Consider the following 17,909-nt stretch of genomic DNA (forward strand, 5'->3'; position numbering starts at 1 on the left):
TATCTCCGGTTAAATAAGTCTATTAATCAGACTCTACCGTCTCTTTATGCGGGGCAGATAACGATGTTTTCTGACAAAAATGGTGAGTTTGATTCACCACTATCTACACCAAGATTGCCGTCGCTCATTGCGCTCCGTAGCTTTGAAGCGGCTGCACGTTTGGAAAATTTCAGCAGAGCGGCGGTTGAGCTTCACATTACGCACGGCGCGGTCAGCCGGGCTGTGCGTCTGCTGGAAGAGGATCTGGGCGTACTGCTCTTCGAACGACGTAGCCAGCGCGTCTATCTAACTGATGCCGGACGCACGCTGGCCCGTGCGGCAAATGAGGGGTTCGATATCATACGGCAGACTGTCGATTCGCTCCGCTCAGACGCACGTCAGCAGCAGCGATGGGTGCTGTCCTGTGAGCCGACGTTACTGATGCGCTGGTTATTGCCGCGCTGGCCAGCCTTTCAGGCAATGCACGCTGGTAAAGAGATCCACCTTGCGGCCGGTGGCGGACCTGTCTCCTTCACCGGCGGCCCCGACCTGGCTATTCGCCGTAATGATTTTGCCTGGCCAGAAAATTATCATGCTGAGTTACTGTTTGAGGAAAAGGTCGGGCCGGTATGCCGCCCTGACAGGATCAGCCGGTGGTTTAACGCCACAGATGCAGGTCTTCTGCCTGCCCGGGACGCAAAGCGGTTGCACACCCGCACCCGCCCTGATGCATGGCAGGAATGGGCCCGTGCCAAAGAAATGCCCGCCGCAGCGACGGAAGGACAAACGTTCGACCACTTTTACTTCAGCCTGCAGGCCGCTGTTGCAGGGCTTGGCGTAGCGATTGGTTCCTGGTATCAGGTCTGTGACGATCTCGAAAGCGGTGTCCTCGCGGCTCCGCAGGGGTTTATTGAGGATGGTTCCCGCTATTACCTGCTGTCACCTGAACCGTTTGAGCCTGATAGCCTGCAGGCAGACTTGCTTGCGTGGCTGCGCACTCTGGTTCTCCCTTAAGCGCTGGCACCCGACCTGCGTCAGGCCAGGACATCATTCAGGTCAAAAAACCGTGCGGAGTGACGCCCAGCACTGAACGAAAGGCTGCCGTAAACGCAGCCGGGCAGGAGAATCCGAGCTGATAAGCGACCTGTTTAACAGGCGTACCCGCTGAGAGCAGATCCAGCGAGATACAGATCCGCGCCCGCTGCTTCCAGTTTCTGAAGCTGAACCCGGTATCACGGATAAAAAGCCGGGAGAAGGTACGCTCTGACATCGTCGCCAGATCCGCCATGTCGCTCATTGACGTTGCCCAGCGCTGGTTTACCAGCAGCTCGGTGGCGACCCGGGACAGGCGCTCGTCCTGCGGCATGGGCAGCTCGGTCATTTGATGCTCTGCTTCACTGAGGATCTCCATTAACAACAGCGCCATTGTCCGCTGGCTGCCAGCCTGGTAGCCGGTGCTGAACAGTCCGGCTATCAGCTCTTTAACCAGAGGCGTCGCTGTGATGACGTGGACGGCGTCACTTTTGGTAAAGCGGCTGCATGCATCAATAAGGCTGCGGCTGAAATAGAGCGTGCGGAGTTCGGTATGTGAAAGCAGGCTGTAGCTATGCTCCTGAAGCGCCGGGAGCCAGAGCGCCCGCTGCGGGGGAATTACCCAGTGTTTATCGCCCGTCTCAACCAGCATCACTCCCTGAGTTGCATACAGCAGCTGTCCCTCAACGTGGTAATGAGGCGGATCGGTATCTCCACGCTGGTAGCGTTTGGCAAGCGCAGACCACCCGATTGTCTTATCGTCTCCTGGCTTTTTATCTATATTGTCTGGCATTTCAGATTAAAGCCCTGCATGTATGATTATCCGTCTGGGCATCCTGACTGGCTAAACGCCGCTATTACGGCAAACTGTAGCAAAAACCAGACAATTAAAACCGACTTACCTTCACCCGCAAAGAGACATGAATATGGCTTCACACTCTACAGAATCTGAACCTTCTCCGGCGATCCCTGCCGCGGAAACAGCCAGTCCCGCTCAGGGGTTCCTGGTCAGTATCGTAGGCGCTACCGCGCTCGCGCACGGCTGTAATGATATGATTCAGGCCGTACTGCCTTCAATCTATCCCATGCTTAAGGCGAACTTTACGCTTACCTACGCGCAGATTGGCCTGATTTCTCTCGTCTATCAGATAACGGCGTCCCTGCTTCAGCCCTGGGTCGGGCTTTACACGGATAAACACCCCAGACCCTTTCTGCTGCCTGCGGGCATGGGCGTCACCTTGCTGGGGATCGGGCTGCTCGCGGTTGCCGGCAATTTTTTAGTCATTTTAGTTGCCGCTGCGCTGATTGGCGTTGGATCGTCCGTCTTTCATCCGGAAGCCTCGCGCATCGCCCGCATGGCGTCGGGAGGGCGGTTTGGCACCGCGCAGTCCGCTTTTCAGGTTGGCGGAAATGCGGGATCGGCGTTTGGCCCTCTGCTGGCCGCGCTGCTGATTATTCCTCATGGCCAGCTCTCTGTCGCCTGGCTAATGCTGTGTGCGCTGGTCGCGATTGTAATTCTGACCCGGCTTAGCCAGTGGTCCGCCCGCCACGGTCAGGCGCACATGAAGCGCCACGGCAGCGCCCCGCTGCAGACGTTTTCCCGGGCAAAAGTCTTTCAGGCGCTGGCCGTGGTCAGCGTTCTGATGTTCGCGAAATTTACTTATATCGCTTCGCTGAGTAACTATTTTACGTTTTATCTCGTCCACCGCTTCAGCATGCCGCTGGAGCACGCGCAGTTCTGCCTGTTTGCGTTTCTTGCGGCGGTGGCGGTCGGGACGTTTGCCGGCGGACCTATAGGCGATCGCATCGGTCGTAAGGCGGTGGTCTGGATCTCGTTCTTAGGCGTTATCCCGTTTTCACTGTTACTGCCACACGTTGGCCTGGTATGGACAATTGTGTTCACCATCTTTATCGGCCTGATCCTCTCTTCAGCTTTCTCTGCGCTGGTGGTTTACGCTCAGGAAATTGTCCCGGGTCGTGCAGGGATGGTCGCCGGGATCATGTTTGGTACCATGTTTGGCGTCAGCGGGCTCGCCGCTGCCGGTCTTGGCAAAATGGCAGATATATACGGCATTGAGTGGGTCTATGGCCTGTGTGCTTTCCTGCCGCTGCTGGGCTTCGCTACGCTGTTTATGCCAGATACAAAACAACGCCGGTAAACAGCGTGATAGCGCCACACAGACCATAAAGTCAAAACCACCTGTCGGTGGCTTCTCCTATTTTTCCGCCTCTATTGCATTAAGGCGACGCACCTGGTCTGCGGTAAGTGACAAACTGGCCGCTGCCAGATTTTCGCGCAGATGCGTAACCGAAGAGGTGCCTGCTATGACCAGAATATTGGGCGAGCGCTGAAGCAGCCAGGCCAGCGCTATCTGCTTTGGCGTGGCGCCAGCTTCATCTGCAATCTGATTAAGCTGCGAGGACTGGAGCGGCGTAAATCCGCCCAGCGGGAAAAAGGGAACCCAGGCGATGCCCTCTGCAGCCAGCGCGTCAATAAACGCATCATCCTTCCGGTTGACCAGGTTGTACTGATTCTGCACACAGACAATATTCGCGATGGTTTTGGCCTCCGCAAACTGTGCAGGCGTGACATTGCTCAGGCCGATATGACGAATCAGTCCCTGCTGCTGTAACCGGACAAGCGTCTCCAGAGGCTCAGTCACTGGCTCTTCATCAGGGGCGCCTGCCTTTCCCAGCCTCAGGTTGACGATATCAAGGGTTTCAAGACCCAGCGTATCGAGGTTTTCATGTACCGCGCGCTCCAGCCCGGCCGGAGTGCGATCAATCCGCCAGGAGGCGTCTGCTCCGCGGACAAAGCCGACCTTCGTCACCAGCGTCAGGTCGTCCGGATAAGGTGACAGCGCTTCGCGTATCAGCTGGTTAGCCACCCCCGGTCCGTAAAACTGCGCGGTATCGATGTGGTTGACCCCATGCGCGACCGCCTCTCTGAGCACGGCGACTGCCGCCTGCCTGTCACGTGGCGGCCCCCAGACGTGCGGGCCGGGTAATTGCATGGTGCCATATCCCATCCGCCGGAGGCTAAGATGAGTTCCGGCTGGGGTAAAATTGTCGTTAGTCAGGTTGATTTTCATTGCGCGATCCTGAGCAGGGAGGGGAGTGCAGGTTTTACAACTTGTGAACACCTGTCCGTTCGGGCTAAAATTGCACCGAGTGCAAATAAATATATTGCACTGAGTGCATAATTTCAATAGTGACGGAAAAGTTATCGTGCCAGAAGCGTTACCCCAGCATGAAGGTCTGCGTGAAAGAAAGCGCCGGGAGATGTACCAGAACCTGACTGAGACAGGACTGAAACTGTTTGCAGAACAAGGGTTCGAGGCTACCACCCTTGATGATATAGCTCGCGCCGCGGGGATCTCGCGGCGCACCTTTTTTAACTATTTCAGCGCCAAAGAGGAGATTATTCTGGCGTGGCAGAATGGCCTGCCTGATGCGCTCTATGCTGAAATGCTCAGGCGGGGCAAAACGGCAACGCCGTTCGGGCTGGTCAGTGAAGCCCTGATGGCAATGACAATTAATATGTCTCCGGATATTGCGATGCTGATCGCACGCATCACGCAGTCGACCGAACAGCTGCGTCTGGGAAATCAGATGAAGTTTCTCCGCATGGAGGAGGCCGCGCATGCCGCTCTCTGCGTGCTCTGGCCAGAAAAAGAACGCGCGCAGGCACTCAAAATTGCGGCGATGGCGGGGACGGGAGCGATGCGGATTGCAGTTGAAGCATGGCTGAACGAAGGGTGCAGCAGGCCTCTCCGGGAATATCTCGAGAGTAATATCTCTGTTTTGCACTCTGCTGCCATTCATCCCTGACAACCCCGGCCTGCAGGCCGGGCGTTTGGCAATTAAAATAACTGTGACAATACTTATTAATGAATGCTAATCAGGAAGCAGGGTGACTCTATCGCTGGCGACGTGAAGCACAATATCTGGCTGTCGCTGCGTTTAATTCTGTTTACCCGGCCAGGGTATTAACCAGACGGTGAAAGACAGGAAGAGCTGAAATCATGAAAAAAGAGGAATCAGAAAGCCGGGCGTTTCCGGTAAAAGAAGATATGGTCTGGCAGTTACGGGAAGCCCGTATTCAGAATGCAGGAAAATATATACTCTGCCTTATTGTTATTTTGGGAGCGTGTGGACTCTTCTCGAAAGGCTTTCTGAGTAATGGACACGTCGAATCGCAGGATGGCTCGCTTGAGGTGAGGTACGAACGGTTCGGGCGTATGCAGAGTAATATGAATATGAGTATTCATATTCCTGCCCGTCATGGAGAGCGTTTTACCGTGACCATAGGAAACGGAGCGCCAGATAAACTTGAGATACAAACGCTTCAGCCTCAGCCTATTGAGGCGGTGGCGCGTGCAAATGATTTACAGCTGACTTATTTAACGCGCGACGCACAGGCTGGCCACACCATCTGGATTGGAATGCAGCCTCAGGCGATGGGTTCCATACCCATGAGTATCAGCGTTCAGGATGGGCTGCCGGCCCTGTTTTCACTCTGGATTTACCCCTGAGAGGAAAAAATAATGGAAACTGTCCTACGTGCAGCAGGCATATATCTGCTCCTGATGATTGTATTCAAAATTGCAGGACGGCGCGCCCTGTTGCAAATGACCTCTTTTGACCTGATTTTACTGCTGATAATCAGTGAAGCCACTCAGCAGGCACTGCTGGGTGATGATTTCTCAGTAACCGGAGCGAGTCTGACCATTATCACACTTATCGTTATCGATATTTTGCTGGGTAAGCTGAAAACGCGATTTCCATTTGTTGAGCAGCTGGTGGAGGGCGGTCCGGTTATTCTGGTGGAAAATGGCAATGAACTGCATAAACGCATGAAAATGGCTGGAATAAGCCGTGAAGATATTCTGGAAGCGGCACGATCGTCGCAGGGGCTTATGCGCATGGAGCAGATAAAATATGCCGTGCTGGAAGTTAACGGCCATATCTCAATTATTCCCGAAAGCGAAGGCGCAAAATCATCATAGCGTTAACACGCATTTTTCGGGCGCTGGATCCTGAATCAGGATGACCGCTGAGGCTTTTTCGGAGATCCTTCTGTCCGCTGCAGATAATGCATGCATGATTTACCTTCATTTCATAGCGAAGCGCTAAGCATGCAGCTCTGGTAAAACGGCCTGACAAGAGAATTACACCTCCCTTATCCTGAGAAAAGCGAGCAGTCTGGCCATGCCGGGACTAAGCGATTGCAGCGTTTTATAACAAATGCAGATCCGCCGCTGCGCCCACGGGTCGGTGAGGGGTACTATGCGGTAAAGGAATTTGCTACTGAAACGTTCAGCAGTCAATAAAGGAAGAACCCCTGCGCCGATACCGTTACTGACCATTTCGCACATTCCCTCAAAATCGCTCATTCTGATGCGATAGTTCAGTGAGTGGCCAGACGCTCTGGCATGTCCGCTGATATGATCCTGCAACGCATTTCCGGGGTATAAACCAATAAAAGGCTCATCATAGACGTCGGCGAGAGAGACATGCTCTCTCGAACCAGGCGCATGAGAGGATGGAACAATCAGAACAAGATTGTCATCTGCTACGGGTTCAAGCGTGAGGTTGCGCGCATCAACCGCATCTGAGACGAGGCCTGCTTCAGCGGTGCCATTATGTATGCTGTTAATGGTATCTGCGCTGCTCCGCTCTTCCAGCTCAATAGTCACATCCGGATATTCTGCCAGCCATCGCGCAAGCCTGCCGGGCAGAAACCCGGTCATGGCTGAGGTGTTGGCATACAACCCTATTTTTCCGGTTACGCCAGTAATGTAAGCGCCCAGCTCAGCTTTCAGCTTCTCCTGGCGGAAGAGTAGCTCACGTGCATGACAGATCAGGATTTCGCCAGCCTCAGTAAGAATGATCCCTCTCGGATGGCGGGTAAACAGCTTTGCCCCGATATCGGCTTCTATGGATCTGAGTCTTTCACTGGCTGAGCCGATTGCCAGGCAGGCATGCCGCGCCCCCTGGGTAATACTGCCTGCATCAGCAATGGAGACGACAAGTTTCAGGTCAGAAAAATCCAGCTTCATAGTGACCTCATTTTCAGCCTTCGGATTATCCGAAGCATGATGCGCTTAAACCAGATTGTCCACCGATCGCCGGGATGGTTGAATCATTGCAATCATCAGGCGGGGCGGTTTTATGAGCGAACAACTTTATCTCACTTTTTTTATCATTTTTATACTCTCCGGCTTTGTTAAAGGCGTAACCGGAATGGGCTTACCAACGGTGGCTATGGGATTACTTGGCCTGCTTATGTCTCCGCCAGCCGCTGCGGCTCTGCTGGTTATTCCTTCTTTTGTCACCAATGTGCTGCAGCTCTTTACCGGCCCTTCAGCGCTGCCGATTATCCGCCGTCTGTGGCTGATGATGCTGCTTAGTTTAACGGGCACAATCGCAGCTTCTTCGCTGCTTGTCAGCGTTGATCCCATCTGGTCAGCCTGTGGTCTGGGCGGGATGTTAATTATCTATGCTCTCTTTGCGCTGGCTTCACCTGCTTTTGCGGTTTCACTGACCACGGAGAAATGGCTGTCACCCATTATTGGAGGCATAACCGGCGTGATTACCGGCGCAACAGGCGTATTTGTTATGCCGGCCGTGCCATTTCTTCAGTCGCTTCACTTTAGTAAAGATGAGCTTATCCAGGCGCTGGGCCTCTCATTCACCGTTTCGACGATAGGGCTCTCTGCAGGGCTTTATTTGCACAACTCCTTTACAACGGAGCAGCTCTCACTCTCATTGACGTCCGTATTACCTGCGCTGGCGGGTATGTGGCTGGGACAGCAACTGCGGATGCATATCAGCGCGCGGCTTTTCAGACGCTGTTTTCTCCTGCTCCTGATGGTGTTGGGAGCAGAGCTTATCTCCCGTTCCCTGGTCTGATTTACCACAAAGCAGACCCCATCAATATGATGACAACGCGCCGGCTATTTGCAGCATCCTCGTCACATTCACCCGGCAGGGACTTAAGGTAAACGGCTCTGATAGCTATCCATTTTTAAACGTCACCGGTTTGTCATTGCAGTTGCACATCAGCATGCGCGCATTGCAGCAGAAGAGGGCGAGTTTTGATAATAAACTAAATGACAATCAATATCATTTGCATTTACTATAGCGAGTGCATGACCTGTGTCTGGCATATATATGCACTTTCTGAATGGCATATAAGGCTGGTAAGTCAAAAGCATTAACTATAATAAATGAGGTATTTAATTGTCTTTCAAAGAGATTTCTACTATTCGCGCCATTGCCATGCCAGGCATGACCAAAACGTTTTGTTATTCACTATTGACGCTCGGTATTATTGAAGCCGTGACTCTTCAAAGCGCGTTTGCAGCAGAGAGCGATCTCCGCAACGAGCAGTCGCTGGTGGTCACCGCTGATACCAGTGATGACAGCACATCTGATCCCGCACGCGCTTATACCGTTCCGGCCACGCGCGCCGGAACCAAACTGAATCTGACTCAGCGTGATATACCGCAGTCGGTCAGCGTGCTGACCCGGCAGCGTATTAAAGATCAGAACCTGCAAAACCTGGGCGATGCGCTGGCGAACGTGACCGGTATTTCGGCGTCACAGAATGACTCCGAGCGCGTGGATTTTTATTCCCGTGGCTTCTACATCAACAACTACACCTACGACGATATTCCTTCCACGCAGACCGGCGCGTGGAACTTTGGTGAAACCGACAGTGACACCGCGATCTATGAGCGTATCGATATCGTACGCGGCTCCACCGGATTAATGACCGGCACCGGCAATCCGGGGGCTGCGATAAACATGATCCGCAAGAAAGCTGACAGCAAAACCTTTGCCGGCGATCTCTCCGCAAGTTACGGGAGCTGGGACAATCAGCGCTATGTAGCCGACCTCTCCGGACCGCTGAATGATACCGGCACGCTGCGCGGCCGCGTGGTGACAGGGTATCAGGATCAGGATAGCTGGGTTGACCGCTACCATAAGCGTAAGAAGTTTCTGTATGCCACCGTGGCGGCAGATCTCACCGACAACACCACTCTGGAACTGGGGTATGACTATCAGTCACGCAATACTGATGGCCCGACCTGGGGCGGCCTGCCTCTCTGGTACAGCAACGGTAGCAAAATTCACTACGATCGGTCAGATAACCCTTCTGCCGACTGGACCCACTACAACATTCTGTCCCGTAAGGTCTTTGCAAACCTGACGACGAACTTTGATAACGGCTGGCAGGTGCGGGTGAACGGCACGCATACCGAATCCGATTTTGACAGCAAGCTGCTCTACATGACGGGATATCCGGACCAGACCACCGGTATATTTAACAGCAATGGTTACGGTTATGCGGGATGGTATAAGGGGCTTCGTACCCAGACGGCGGTAGACGCTTATGCAACCGGGCCGTTTGAAATGTTTGGTCGTCAACACCAGCTGGTGGCAGGGGTGGATTACAGCCGCCAGCGCAACCGCTATCTCTACTCAACGTCCATTCTCTCCCCTGCGGAAATTGGTGACTGGAACAGCTGGAGTGGCGATGTGGCTGAGCCCGACTGGCCAGCATGGGCGCTCTCTTCTGAAGATACCATCCGGCAGAAGGCGGGCTATGCTGCAGCGCGATTCTCGCTGACCGATCCGCTCTCGCTGATCGCAGGCGCCCGCTACACTCAGTACAGCGCGCACGGCACCCTGGCGGATACGGAAAAGAATAACATCACGCCTTACGGCGGCCTGGTTTATGACATCAATGAAAATTACTCTGCTTTCGCCAGCTATACCTCCATTTTCCAGCCGCAGACGTATCGTGACCAGCAGGGAAATTACCTGAAGCCCGTTACGGGTAAGGATTACGAAGCGGGCATCAAAGGCGACTGGGATAACGGCGATATTACGGCGAGCCTGTCGGTGTTCCGTATTGAGCAGGAGAATCTCGGACAGGTACAGAGCAACAGATACGTAAACAATAGTAGTGAAAACGCCTATAAATCGTCCAAAGGCGTGGTCAGCCGCGGCGTGGACTTTGAGATCAATGGTGCGGTCACAGACAACCTGAAGTTAACGTTTGGTGCCACACGCTATGTGGCTAAGGATGCGGACGGCGATCGCACTAATCCCTATATGCCGCAGACAAGCCTGAAGCTGTTCACCAGCTACACTCTGCCAATGCTGTCTGACCTGACCGTCGGCGGGGGAATTAACTGGCAGAATCGTACCTATAAGGAAGCGATTAATCCTGCCGGCGAGACTGAGCGTGTCTATCAGGGAAGCTATCCGCTGGTCAACCTGTTTGCACGCTATCAGGTTACCCGTGAACTCTCTGTGCAGGGTAACGTTAAAAACCTGTTCGATCGTGAATACAACACCAACCCGGCGGGCGGTGTGGCGTTCAACGAGCCAGCAAATTATTCAGTCAGCTTTAATTACAGCTTCTGATTTCGGCTGGCCCTGCCGGGGCCAGCTTTTCGCATCATCACGCCTGTCTCAGGCGTCATGCGCTCCGCCTGCTGCTGATGAGATGCTGCGTACCCGCCGCGTGATGTCACAAAGCCGCAACGATCGCCGGCTCCATCTTTTCCGGTGAGGTGATGGGGGCAAAACGTCTTAACGGCTGGCCGTCGCGTCCGACGAGAAACTTCGTAAAGTTCCACTTGATTCGCCCGCCCGCGAGGCCAGGTAATTCCGTCTTAAGATAATCAAACAGCGGATGTGCTGCGGCTCCGTTAACCTCGGTTTTTTCAAACATCGGGAAGCTTACCCCGTAGTTAATATGGCACGTCTGCGCAATCTCACTGGCAGTGCCGGGCTCCTGCTTGCCAAACTGGTTGCAGGGGAAACCGAGTATCACCAGCCCCTGTGCCGCGTACTTCTGCCAGAGCGCTTCAAGGCCCGCATACTGGCGCGTAAACCCGCAGTGGCTGGCGGTATTCACCACCAGAACCAGCTTACCGGCGTAGTCAGACATTGAAACCGGCTCACCCTGCAGGCGCGTTGCGGAGAATTGGTAAAAAACGGTCATGCGGGTGGCCTCAGATCTCAACAGATTCTGCGATGATATCATCAACATCCTGCAGGGTTTACCGCTGTTAATGATAATCAGACGCCGCAACAGTAAAACAGGCATACTTCAGGTGCATTGTTGCACGAGGTGAGTGAATGGACAGGATCACAGCGCTTATCGTCTTTGCAGAGACGGCAAAGCGAGGCAGCATAACGGCGGCGGCAGAGCATCTGGGCCTGTCGCGGGCTATGGCATCACGCTACATTGCGCTGATGGAGGAGTGGACAGGTTCGCGTCTGCTGCACCGCACGACACGCAAACTCAGCCTGACCGTCGCCGGCGAGCAGGCACTGCTGCTGTGTCAGGAGATCAGGACGCTCGTCGACGGACTTACCGCGATGGGGCCGGGGATCACTGCCGTACCGAGAGGTAAACTGAAAGTCACCGCTGACGCCCTGCTGGCCGAGTGCTGCCTGACGGGCATGCTGATCGATTTTCTGCAAATCTACCCGGAAATAGAGGTTAATCTGCAGGTTACAGGCAGGTCGCTTGATCTGGCAGAAGAGGGGATCGATCTGGCTATCCGCATCGCCGCCACACTCGCCCCGGCGCTTTACGCGCGTCACCTTGGATACTGCTCCTCAGTGCTGTGCGCCAGCAAAGCCTATCTGGATAAACAGGGCACCCCCGGCAGCCTGCGCGAGCTGCAGGATCATAACTGTCTGACCTATAGCTGTTTTGGTCATGCGTGGCGGTTTCATCATGAAAATGAAGTCATCGACCTGCCCGTAACAGGCAGTATCAGCACCAATGAAGCAGCGATTTTGCTGAAAGCGGTAAAAATGGGGGGCGGAATGGCTGTGCTCCCGCTGTTTGCCGTGCAGGAGGAGATCGCAGCGGGCAGGTTAGTCAGGCTGCTGCCGGAATATGAACCCGATCGGCTGGCGGTCAGTGCAGTCTATCTCACGCAGAAAAAGATGCCGCAGGCGCAGCGCGTATTGATCGACTATCTGGTCAGGCACCTCAGGCTGCCCTGAGGTGCGTCTCTGCGCTTCGACCATTAATAACCCACGGTAAAGCGCTGGTTAGCGTGCGCCGGGGTTTCAATCTCATCAGCCATCGCAATGGCGTAATCTTCAAACGAAATGCTGCTACCCTGCTCATTGGTCAGCAGCGTATCTTTCCCCAGGCGAAATTTACCGGTGCGTTCGCCCGCCGTGAACAGGGCGGATGGCGAAAGAAAGGTCCAGGTAAGGTCATGCTGCGCACGCAGTTTTTCCAGAAAGCGCACGCCCGCCTCAGCTTCCGTTTTGTACATTTCCGGGAAGGTGGGGGTATCGATCACTTTTACGCCTGGCGCAACTTCCAGGCTGCCTGCGCCGCCAACAACGTAATAGCGTTTTACACCTGACGCTTTTACCGCGTCGACCAGTTTATCAGGATCGCTGGCGCTGAAGTGTACTGAGCTGATCACGGCATCGTGCCCGGCCAGCACCTCTGCCAGCGCCTGCGGATCGTTGATATCACCCGCGGCCGGAATAACGCCTTCAGCTGGCGAAATCTTATCCGCATTGCGCGCAATAGCCGTTACGGTATGGCCGCGTGCAGTCAGTTCGTGAAGAATGCGGGAACCCGCCTGTCCGGATGCGCCAATCAATGCAATTTTCATTTTGCTGCTCCTGAGTGTTATCGGGCCTCTGAGGCCGCTGCTGATAACACACACTCTATCTGTACGCTGCAAAGTGATAAACAGCACTCCAGGAGACAAACTGTTGCATAACATGAGCGAATCACCTGTTTACGCTTAACCCGGGGCAGGGCGTTGCGGGCGATTAAACGAGAGTGTGAAATATCTGAAATTATCGAATCTGGTGACGATGTCTCAGGATAGTGATGCTGACGCCGCATAATTTGGTCAGCCGTTGCCAGCCGGGTTGAGGTCTGTCAGCTATGATTGTTTCACCGGTTTAAAAAGGGAGAAATAGCATGAAATGTCCGGCATGTGGCTCAGAAGCTTTTGTTTACGACACGCGAGATGTACCGCTCAATACAGGTAATCCTGATGACATCGTACCCGATGTTAAAGGCAGCCATTGCATGGCCTGCGCCCAGGTGATTATGGATAAGGCTGAGGCTGATTCATATCTGGAAAAGGTTAATGCGCTGGAAGCTGCGGCAGCTGATACAAAGTGACAGAAGAGCCCGCACGCTGCGGGCGCTTCATGCCTTACAATCCTGTCAGCGTAATATGCTTTTTTATTGTCAGCGCTTTATAGAGGGCTGCAGCCAGGCCGCAGGGTTCAATTACGATAGTGCCAGCCAGCTTCTGTTCAGACGCCGTACTAAATGATTTGATGCGCAGCAGAGTATTAATCCCATTCACGCGCTCCAGCTCTAGCACAGCCAGCACCCGATGCTGCATTTCGCTTACCTCCGCCACTGTTACGCTGACGCTGGGTGCCACGCTGTTATAGATGATGTGGCAGCGTACGCCGTTCAGATTAACGGTATCAATGATCTCATGATACAACGGCATGACTTCTTTGGTGCAGGGTACGGACGCAGCAAACATAACAGATCCCTCTAACGTGGAATTTTATTGTGCAGCCAGCATAGGCTATCTCTCCGGTGCGTAAAGGTACTGTTTTTGCAGGCAAAAAAAGCGTGCGGGCGTGATGATCACAAACGTTATCGCCGCCTTCATATTAGAGTGGTACTGATAAAAAGCGAAGCGTGGTGGCTTTATCGGGGATTAGTGCAAATTTGACTTAAAAAAAACCCGCGCAGGGCGGGCAAATTATTCCAGAAATTACCATCTTCGTACGCGCGTGCATCGCATGTGCAGTGCGCACTCAACAGATTACAGTCTTAGTCTTAAGCTAACTTTAAGATTATTCTTTGCCCGTCGTCGCGGGCAGGCGCCAGAGGAGATGAACAGGGCGCGCATCCGATCGCTGCAGAAACGGTTGCGCCGGTTTGCTCCCGTATTATGAAAAGGCGAACGCCGGTGCTACGGCTGAGTCGCCGGTCGCTGCCGTGGCGGTTTCAGGCTCGGCGGTGAGAATAAATTTCGCCGCCAGCTGGCTGAGCATCTCTGCCTGATCCTGCAGGGACTGCGAGGCGGCAGAAGCCTGCTCCACCAGCGCGGCGTTCTGCTGCGTTACGTCATCCATCTGATTGACGGCCTGCTGAACCTGCATTATGCCCTGACTCTGCTCAACGGCGGCGGCGGCAATCTCGCCCATCAGAGCGCTGACCTGATGAATGGCATCATTCATTATCTGCATATTCTGGCTGACGTGGCTGGCCTGTGCGGCCCCGGCTTCAGTCAGGCGATGTGCGTTTTCAATCAGCACTTTAATTTCCCGTGCCGCAGACGTTGAACGCTGCGACAGGTTCCGCACTTCACCGGCAACAACGGCAAAGCCTTTGCCGTGTTCGCCGGCGCGAGCGGCTTCGACAGCAGCGTTCAGCGCCAGAATATTGGTCTGAAAAGCGATCCCTTCTATCAGCGAGACAATCTCGGTGACGCTGCGTGAGCTGCTGCGGATATCACCCATGGTGGTGAGCAGGGTAGTGAGTGACTGGCTACTCTGTTCCGACAGCGTACTGGCATGTTCTGCCAGACTGCTGGCCTGACGGGTATTATCAGCCGTCTGGCGTACGGTTTCGCCCAGCTCGGTCATGCTGGCAGCGGTCTGCTCCAGCGAAGCCGCCTGCTCTTCTGAACGTGCCGAGAGATCCTGATTACCGGCGCTGATTTCTGCCGCTGCTCCGCTGACCGAACGGGACGCGTGCTGCACCGCCGAGAGCGAGGTGGCCACGTTACCTATCAGCGTGTTGAATGCCTGAGCCATATTACCCACCTCATCGCGGCGCGTAGCGTCAGCATTCAGAGTCAGATCGAGATTATCACTGGCGCGCAGCATGACCTGACCGGCGTGGCTCAGGCTGCGACGAATGCGCAGCACTGTCAGGGTCGCGAAGATACCAAAAACAACGACCGTCGCGACCACGCCGGCGATGGTGGCCCACAGGACATTATGGAATGTCGCGCGGTTGGCAGCGCGCAGCGTATTGCTGATAGTGATGTTCAGTTCCAGCTGCTGCTGATAGCCGCGGATAAGCTCCCGGATAGCGGCGCCGATCCCCTGTTCGCCCTCAATCAACGCCAGACTGACCGCGTTTTGATGCTGACGGGAGGCGCTGAGAAATGCCGGAAGGTGGTCGTTAACGCGTTGCAGGCTGGCGTAGGCGACTTCAGTAAGGCGCTTATCCTCCTCGCTCGATATCTCATGCGCGAGATAATAATCGGTTTGCGTTTTCAGCAGCCCGAGCTGTTGATGAATATCACTTTCCACTGCCGGGAGCGCGCGCTCATCAGGCTGAGACTGATGCTTATAGAGCAGCAGCGCCAGCTGATTGCTCTGATCCACCAGCTCACTGAGATCTTTTATCGAAGGAATGGCATTGTCCTGCACGAATTCAAAGCGCTCCTGAAAGCCTGAGAGCAGGGAGATAGCCAGAAGAGCCTGCAGAATAATCGCGCCGAACAGCATAGAAAACGTGAGCAGCAGGCGTTGCGAGATGGTCATATTATTATCCTTAATAGCGTTACACCCCGGCGTAAAGGCACACAAAAAGCAGGGTCGATGGAGGTTCATCGGCAGCAGGATAAAATAGTTAAGGATTTTTTCGTGACGGCGTTAACAGTTAGCGCATCAGGCGGGTAAAAATGCGGAGCCGGCGATCGGCTCCGCGGGGGATGGGTTACGGACGGCGGAACAGCGCCAGGCTGCGCCCTTCCAGTTCGAAATCCTGCTCCTGAGTGATGACCAGGCCTTCATTGGCGGTCTCTGACGTGGTCAGCTCCAGCACCCAGCCGCCTTCACCAAACTGCGGAATGCGGAACGGCACATTGCCTTCAAACGGGTTAAACAGCATCAGCACGTCGTGCCAGATGCCCTCTTCCGGCTGCAGATCGGGACGGCCAATATAGACGCCCAGCGTGGAGCCTTCTTCCCACTGCTCCGACTGCTGGAAACCACCGCCGGCGTTAAACCATTTGATGTCCATGCCGTCGCGCCAGCTTTCGCGGCGCAGCAGCGGCTGTTTAGCACGCAGGGCAATGACGCGTTTGGTAAATTCACGCAGCGCGTCAGCCGACGGCGGCAGGTTTTCCCAGTGGAGCCAGGAGATATCACTATCCTGACAGTAGCCATTGTTATTGCCCATCTGGCTGCGACCAAACTCATCGCCCGCCAGCAGCATCGGCGTACCGTGGGAGAAGAGCAGCGTGGCGAGGAAGTTGCGTTTCTGACGTTCGCGCACGGCGATAATTCCCTCATCTTCGGTTGCGCCTTCAGCACCGTAGTTATATGAGCGGTTATCGTTATGACCGTCGTTGTTATCCTCGCCGTTATCGTCGTTGTGTTTCTCGTTGTAGGAAACCAGGTCATTCAGCGTGAACCCGTCATGGGCGGTAATAAAGTTGACGCTGGCCCACGGACGACGACCGCGCTGATCGTAGAGATCGCCGGAACCGAGCAGGCGCGCAGCGAAGTCCGTCGAGACGTTGTCACCTTTCCAGTATTCACGCACCGTATCGCGATATTTATCGTTCCACTCCGCCCAGCCCGGCGGGAAGCCACCAACCTGATAGCCGCCAGGGCCGATATCCCACGGCTCACCAATCAGCTTGAGTTTAGAGAGCACCGGATCCTGCGTCACTGCGTCAAAGAAACCGCCGCGCTGATCGAAGCCCTCCGGCTCACGGCCGAGGATGGTGCCGAGATCGAAGCGGAAGCCATCAATATGCATCGATTCTGCCCAGTAGCGCAGCGAATCAGTCACCAGCTGCAGTACCCGCGGATGCGAGGTATTTACCGTGTTTCCGGTACCGGTGTCATTGATATAGTAACGATGCTGGTCCGGCAGGGTGCGATAGTAAGAGAAGTTATCGATACCCTTAAAGGAGAGCGTCGGGCCAAGCTCGTTACCTTCAGCGGTATGGTTGTAGACCACATCGAGGATCACTTCGATGCCGGCATCATGGAAGCTGCGCACCATATCGCGAAAGCCCTGAATGCCGCGCGGACCAAAATAACGTGTAGCGGGTGCAAAAAACGCCAGCGAATTGTAGCCCCAGAAGTTTTTCAGGCCTCTGTCCAGCAGATGCTGATCGTCCGGGAACCAGTGTACCGGCAGCAGTTCTACTGACGTGATACCCAGGCTTTTGATGTAATCCACCGTGGCTTTATTACCCATGCCATCGTAGGTGCCGCGCATGTTTTCCGGGATTAGCGGGTTGAGCTGTGTGAAGCCCTTAACGTGGGTTTCATAGATCAGCGTCTGAGACCAGGGAATGGAAGGCCGGTTCTGATCCTGCCAGTCAAACTCATTCGGGTTTACCACCCGGCATTTAGGCGTAAACGGACCGCTGTCGCGGCTGTCAAACGTCAGATCTTTATCTTCATGCAACAGTTCGTAAGCAAAATGCGCTTCGTTCCAGTCGATATCGCCCTGCAGTTCCCGCGCATACGGGTCGATCAGCAGTTTATTCGGGTTAAAGCGATGACCGTTTTCCGGATCATAAGGTCCGTGCACGCGATAGCCATACAGCGCACCCGGCTGCAGGCCGGGCACATAGCCGTGCCATACTTCATGCGTATATTCCGGCAGATCAAAGCGGGCAATCTCATGCTGACCGCTCGGATCATACAGGCAGAGTTCAACCCGCTCAGCGTGTGCGGAGAAAAGGGCGAAGTTAACGCCTTCCCCATCAAAGTTAGCGCCGAGCTGATACCCTGTACCAGCCGTAATCTCAACAGGCTTACCGTTTGACATTTAATCCTCTCCATTCAGTGAACAGATATGCAGGCATAACTTCAGT

Annotated in this window: 17 protein-coding genes; 9 read left to right on the top strand and 8 right to left on the bottom strand. The window is 54.5% G+C overall.

From position 1 onward, the window contains the following. The first annotated feature begins 63 nt into the window (after nucleotides 1-63). Nucleotides 64-993 carry a LysR family transcriptional regulator gene (locus tag FS690_RS13140; protein ID WP_104085703.1) on the top strand — a complete coding sequence of 310 codons (930 nt, stop codon included), beginning with the start codon at nucleotides 64-66 and terminating at the stop codon, nucleotides 991-993. A 37-nt stretch (nucleotides 994-1,030) separates the two neighbouring features. Here FS690_RS13140 and FS690_RS13145 read toward each other — a convergent pair whose 3' ends face one another. Then, nucleotides 1,031-1,804: a helix-turn-helix domain-containing protein gene (locus FS690_RS13145; protein ID WP_145339749.1), complete on the bottom strand. Its 774-nt coding sequence runs from the start codon at nucleotides 1,802-1,804 to the stop codon at nucleotides 1,031-1,033. Nucleotides 1,805-1,937: 133 nt separating this feature from the next. Between FS690_RS13145 and FS690_RS13150 the strand changes: the two genes are divergently transcribed. Next, entirely contained in the window at nucleotides 1,938-3,170 is a 1,233-nt protein-coding gene (locus FS690_RS13150) for an MFS transporter (protein ID WP_108569885.1), read from the top strand. A 57-nt stretch (nucleotides 3,171-3,227) separates the two neighbouring features. On the opposite strand, the gene FS690_RS13155 is transcribed toward FS690_RS13150, so the two are convergent. After that, nucleotides 3,228-4,091 carry an oxidoreductase gene (locus FS690_RS13155; protein ID WP_222126075.1) on the bottom strand — a complete coding sequence of 288 codons (864 nt, stop codon included), beginning with the start codon at nucleotides 4,089-4,091 and terminating at the stop codon, nucleotides 3,228-3,230. A 148-nt stretch (nucleotides 4,092-4,239) separates the two neighbouring features. Between FS690_RS13155 and FS690_RS13160 the strand changes: the two genes are divergently transcribed. The 3 genes from FS690_RS13160 to FS690_RS13170 all read left to right on the top strand — a co-directional run bounded on the left by FS690_RS13160 (nucleotide 4,240) and on the right by FS690_RS13170 (nucleotide 6,020). Then, a complete protein-coding gene (locus tag FS690_RS13160; RefSeq protein ID WP_255471499.1) occupies nucleotides 4,240-4,842 on the top strand; it encodes a TetR/AcrR family transcriptional regulator in 603 nt (200 codons plus the stop codon). Between the two features lie 194 nt (nucleotides 4,843-5,036). Continuing rightward, nucleotides 5,037-5,546, top strand: coding sequence for a hypothetical protein (locus FS690_RS13165; protein WP_145339751.1), 510 nt, complete (start codon nucleotides 5,037-5,039; stop codon nucleotides 5,544-5,546). Nucleotides 5,547-5,558: 12 nt separating this feature from the next. Beyond that, on the top strand, nucleotides 5,559-6,020 hold the full coding sequence (locus tag FS690_RS13170; RefSeq protein WP_145339752.1) for a DUF421 domain-containing protein: 462 nt from the start codon (nucleotides 5,559-5,561) through the stop codon (nucleotides 6,018-6,020). Nucleotides 6,021-6,182: 162 nt separating this feature from the next. On the opposite strand, the gene FS690_RS13175 is transcribed toward FS690_RS13170, so the two are convergent. Then, nucleotides 6,183-7,073: a LysR family transcriptional regulator gene (locus FS690_RS13175; RefSeq protein ID WP_108569754.1), complete on the bottom strand. Its 891-nt coding sequence runs from the start codon at nucleotides 7,071-7,073 to the stop codon at nucleotides 6,183-6,185. Nucleotides 7,074-7,185: 112 nt separating this feature from the next. On the opposite strand from FS690_RS13175, the gene FS690_RS13180 reads away from it, so the two are divergent. Further along, entirely contained in the window at nucleotides 7,186-7,926 is a 741-nt protein-coding gene (locus tag FS690_RS13180; RefSeq protein ID WP_145339753.1) for a sulfite exporter TauE/SafE family protein, read from the top strand. 369 nt (nucleotides 7,927-8,295) lie between these two features. Next, a complete protein-coding gene (gene fhuE, locus FS690_RS13185; protein WP_145339774.1) occupies nucleotides 8,296-10,452 on the top strand; it encodes a ferric-rhodotorulic acid/ferric-coprogen receptor FhuE in 2,157 nt (718 codons plus the stop codon). A 106-nt stretch (nucleotides 10,453-10,558) separates the two neighbouring features. Here the strand turns inward: fhuE and FS690_RS13190 are convergent, their stop codons facing one another. Next, a complete protein-coding gene (locus FS690_RS13190; protein ID WP_145339754.1) occupies nucleotides 10,559-11,035 on the bottom strand; it encodes a glutathione peroxidase in 477 nt (158 codons plus the stop codon). 137 nt (nucleotides 11,036-11,172) lie between these two features. Here FS690_RS13190 and FS690_RS13195 point away from each other — a divergent pair, with 137 nt between their 5' ends. After that, nucleotides 11,173-12,054 carry a LysR family transcriptional regulator gene (locus FS690_RS13195; protein WP_104085696.1) on the top strand — a complete coding sequence of 294 codons (882 nt, stop codon included), beginning with the start codon at nucleotides 11,173-11,175 and terminating at the stop codon, nucleotides 12,052-12,054. A 23-nt stretch (nucleotides 12,055-12,077) separates the two neighbouring features. Here FS690_RS13195 and FS690_RS13200 read toward each other — a convergent pair whose 3' ends face one another. Next, entirely contained in the window at nucleotides 12,078-12,686 is a 609-nt protein-coding gene (locus FS690_RS13200; RefSeq protein ID WP_071668290.1) for an NAD(P)-dependent oxidoreductase, read from the bottom strand. A 317-nt stretch (nucleotides 12,687-13,003) separates the two neighbouring features. On the opposite strand from FS690_RS13200, the gene FS690_RS13205 reads away from it, so the two are divergent. Beyond that, nucleotides 13,004-13,210 carry a type II toxin-antitoxin system MqsA family antitoxin gene (locus FS690_RS13205; protein WP_071668291.1) on the top strand — a complete coding sequence of 69 codons (207 nt, stop codon included), beginning with the start codon at nucleotides 13,004-13,006 and terminating at the stop codon, nucleotides 13,208-13,210. 34 nt (nucleotides 13,211-13,244) lie between these two features. Here FS690_RS13205 and FS690_RS13210 read toward each other — a convergent pair whose 3' ends face one another. The 3 genes from FS690_RS13210 to glgX all read right to left on the bottom strand — a co-directional run bounded on the left by FS690_RS13210 (nucleotide 13,245) and on the right by glgX (nucleotide 17,863). Further along, complete coding sequence (locus tag FS690_RS13210) at nucleotides 13,245-13,589, bottom strand: hypothetical protein (protein WP_145339755.1); 345 nt, start codon at nucleotides 13,587-13,589, stop codon at nucleotides 13,245-13,247. Nucleotides 13,590-14,004: 415 nt separating this feature from the next. Next, nucleotides 14,005-15,612, bottom strand: coding sequence for a methyl-accepting chemotaxis protein (locus FS690_RS13215; RefSeq protein ID WP_145339756.1), 1,608 nt, complete (start codon nucleotides 15,610-15,612; stop codon nucleotides 14,005-14,007). A 175-nt stretch (nucleotides 15,613-15,787) separates the two neighbouring features. Further along, nucleotides 15,788-17,863 (bottom strand): glycogen debranching protein GlgX, encoded by a 2,076-nt coding sequence (gene glgX / locus FS690_RS13220; RefSeq protein ID WP_104085693.1) that lies wholly within the window; start codon nucleotides 17,861-17,863, stop codon nucleotides 15,788-15,790. Between the last annotated feature and the right edge of the window lie 46 nt (nucleotides 17,864-17,909).

The organism is Pantoea sp. PSNIH1, from assembly GCF_007680655.1.
Classification (GTDB): domain Bacteria; phylum Pseudomonadota; class Gammaproteobacteria; order Enterobacterales; family Enterobacteriaceae; genus Pantoea; species Pantoea eucrina.

Coding starts and splice junctions, on each gene's coding strand:
- fhuE (WP_145339774.1), top strand. CDS start 8,296: ATGCCAGGCATGACCAAAACGTTTTGTTATTCACTATTGACGCTCGGT.
- FS690_RS13205 (WP_071668291.1), top strand. CDS start 13,004: ATGAAATGTCCGGCATGTGGCTCAGAAGCTTTTGTTTACGACACGCGA.
- FS690_RS13145 (WP_145339749.1), bottom strand. CDS start 1,804: ATGCCAGACAATATAGATAAAAAGCCAGGAGACGATAAGACAATCGGG.
- FS690_RS13180 (WP_145339753.1), top strand. CDS start 7,186: ATGAGCGAACAACTTTATCTCACTTTTTTTATCATTTTTATACTCTCC.
- FS690_RS13200 (WP_071668290.1), bottom strand. CDS start 12,686: ATGAAAATTGCATTGATTGGCGCATCCGGACAGGCGGGTTCCCGCATT.
- FS690_RS13140 (WP_104085703.1), top strand. CDS start 64: ATGTTTTCTGACAAAAATGGTGAGTTTGATTCACCACTATCTACACCA.
- FS690_RS13190 (WP_145339754.1), bottom strand. CDS start 11,035: ATGACCGTTTTTTACCAATTCTCCGCAACGCGCCTGCAGGGTGAGCCG.
- FS690_RS13175 (WP_108569754.1), bottom strand. CDS start 7,073: ATGAAGCTGGATTTTTCTGACCTGAAACTTGTCGTCTCCATTGCTGAT.
- glgX (WP_104085693.1), bottom strand. CDS start 17,863: ATGTCAAACGGTAAGCCTGTTGAGATTACGGCTGGTACAGGGTATCAG.
- FS690_RS13165 (WP_145339751.1), top strand. CDS start 5,037: ATGAAAAAAGAGGAATCAGAAAGCCGGGCGTTTCCGGTAAAAGAAGAT.
- FS690_RS13210 (WP_145339755.1), bottom strand. CDS start 13,589: ATGTTTGCTGCGTCCGTACCCTGCACCAAAGAAGTCATGCCGTTGTAT.
- FS690_RS13150 (WP_108569885.1), top strand. CDS start 1,938: ATGGCTTCACACTCTACAGAATCTGAACCTTCTCCGGCGATCCCTGCC.
- FS690_RS13215 (WP_145339756.1), bottom strand. CDS start 15,612: ATGACCATCTCGCAACGCCTGCTGCTCACGTTTTCTATGCTGTTCGGC.
- FS690_RS13170 (WP_145339752.1), top strand. CDS start 5,559: ATGGAAACTGTCCTACGTGCAGCAGGCATATATCTGCTCCTGATGATT.
- FS690_RS13195 (WP_104085696.1), top strand. CDS start 11,173: ATGGACAGGATCACAGCGCTTATCGTCTTTGCAGAGACGGCAAAGCGA.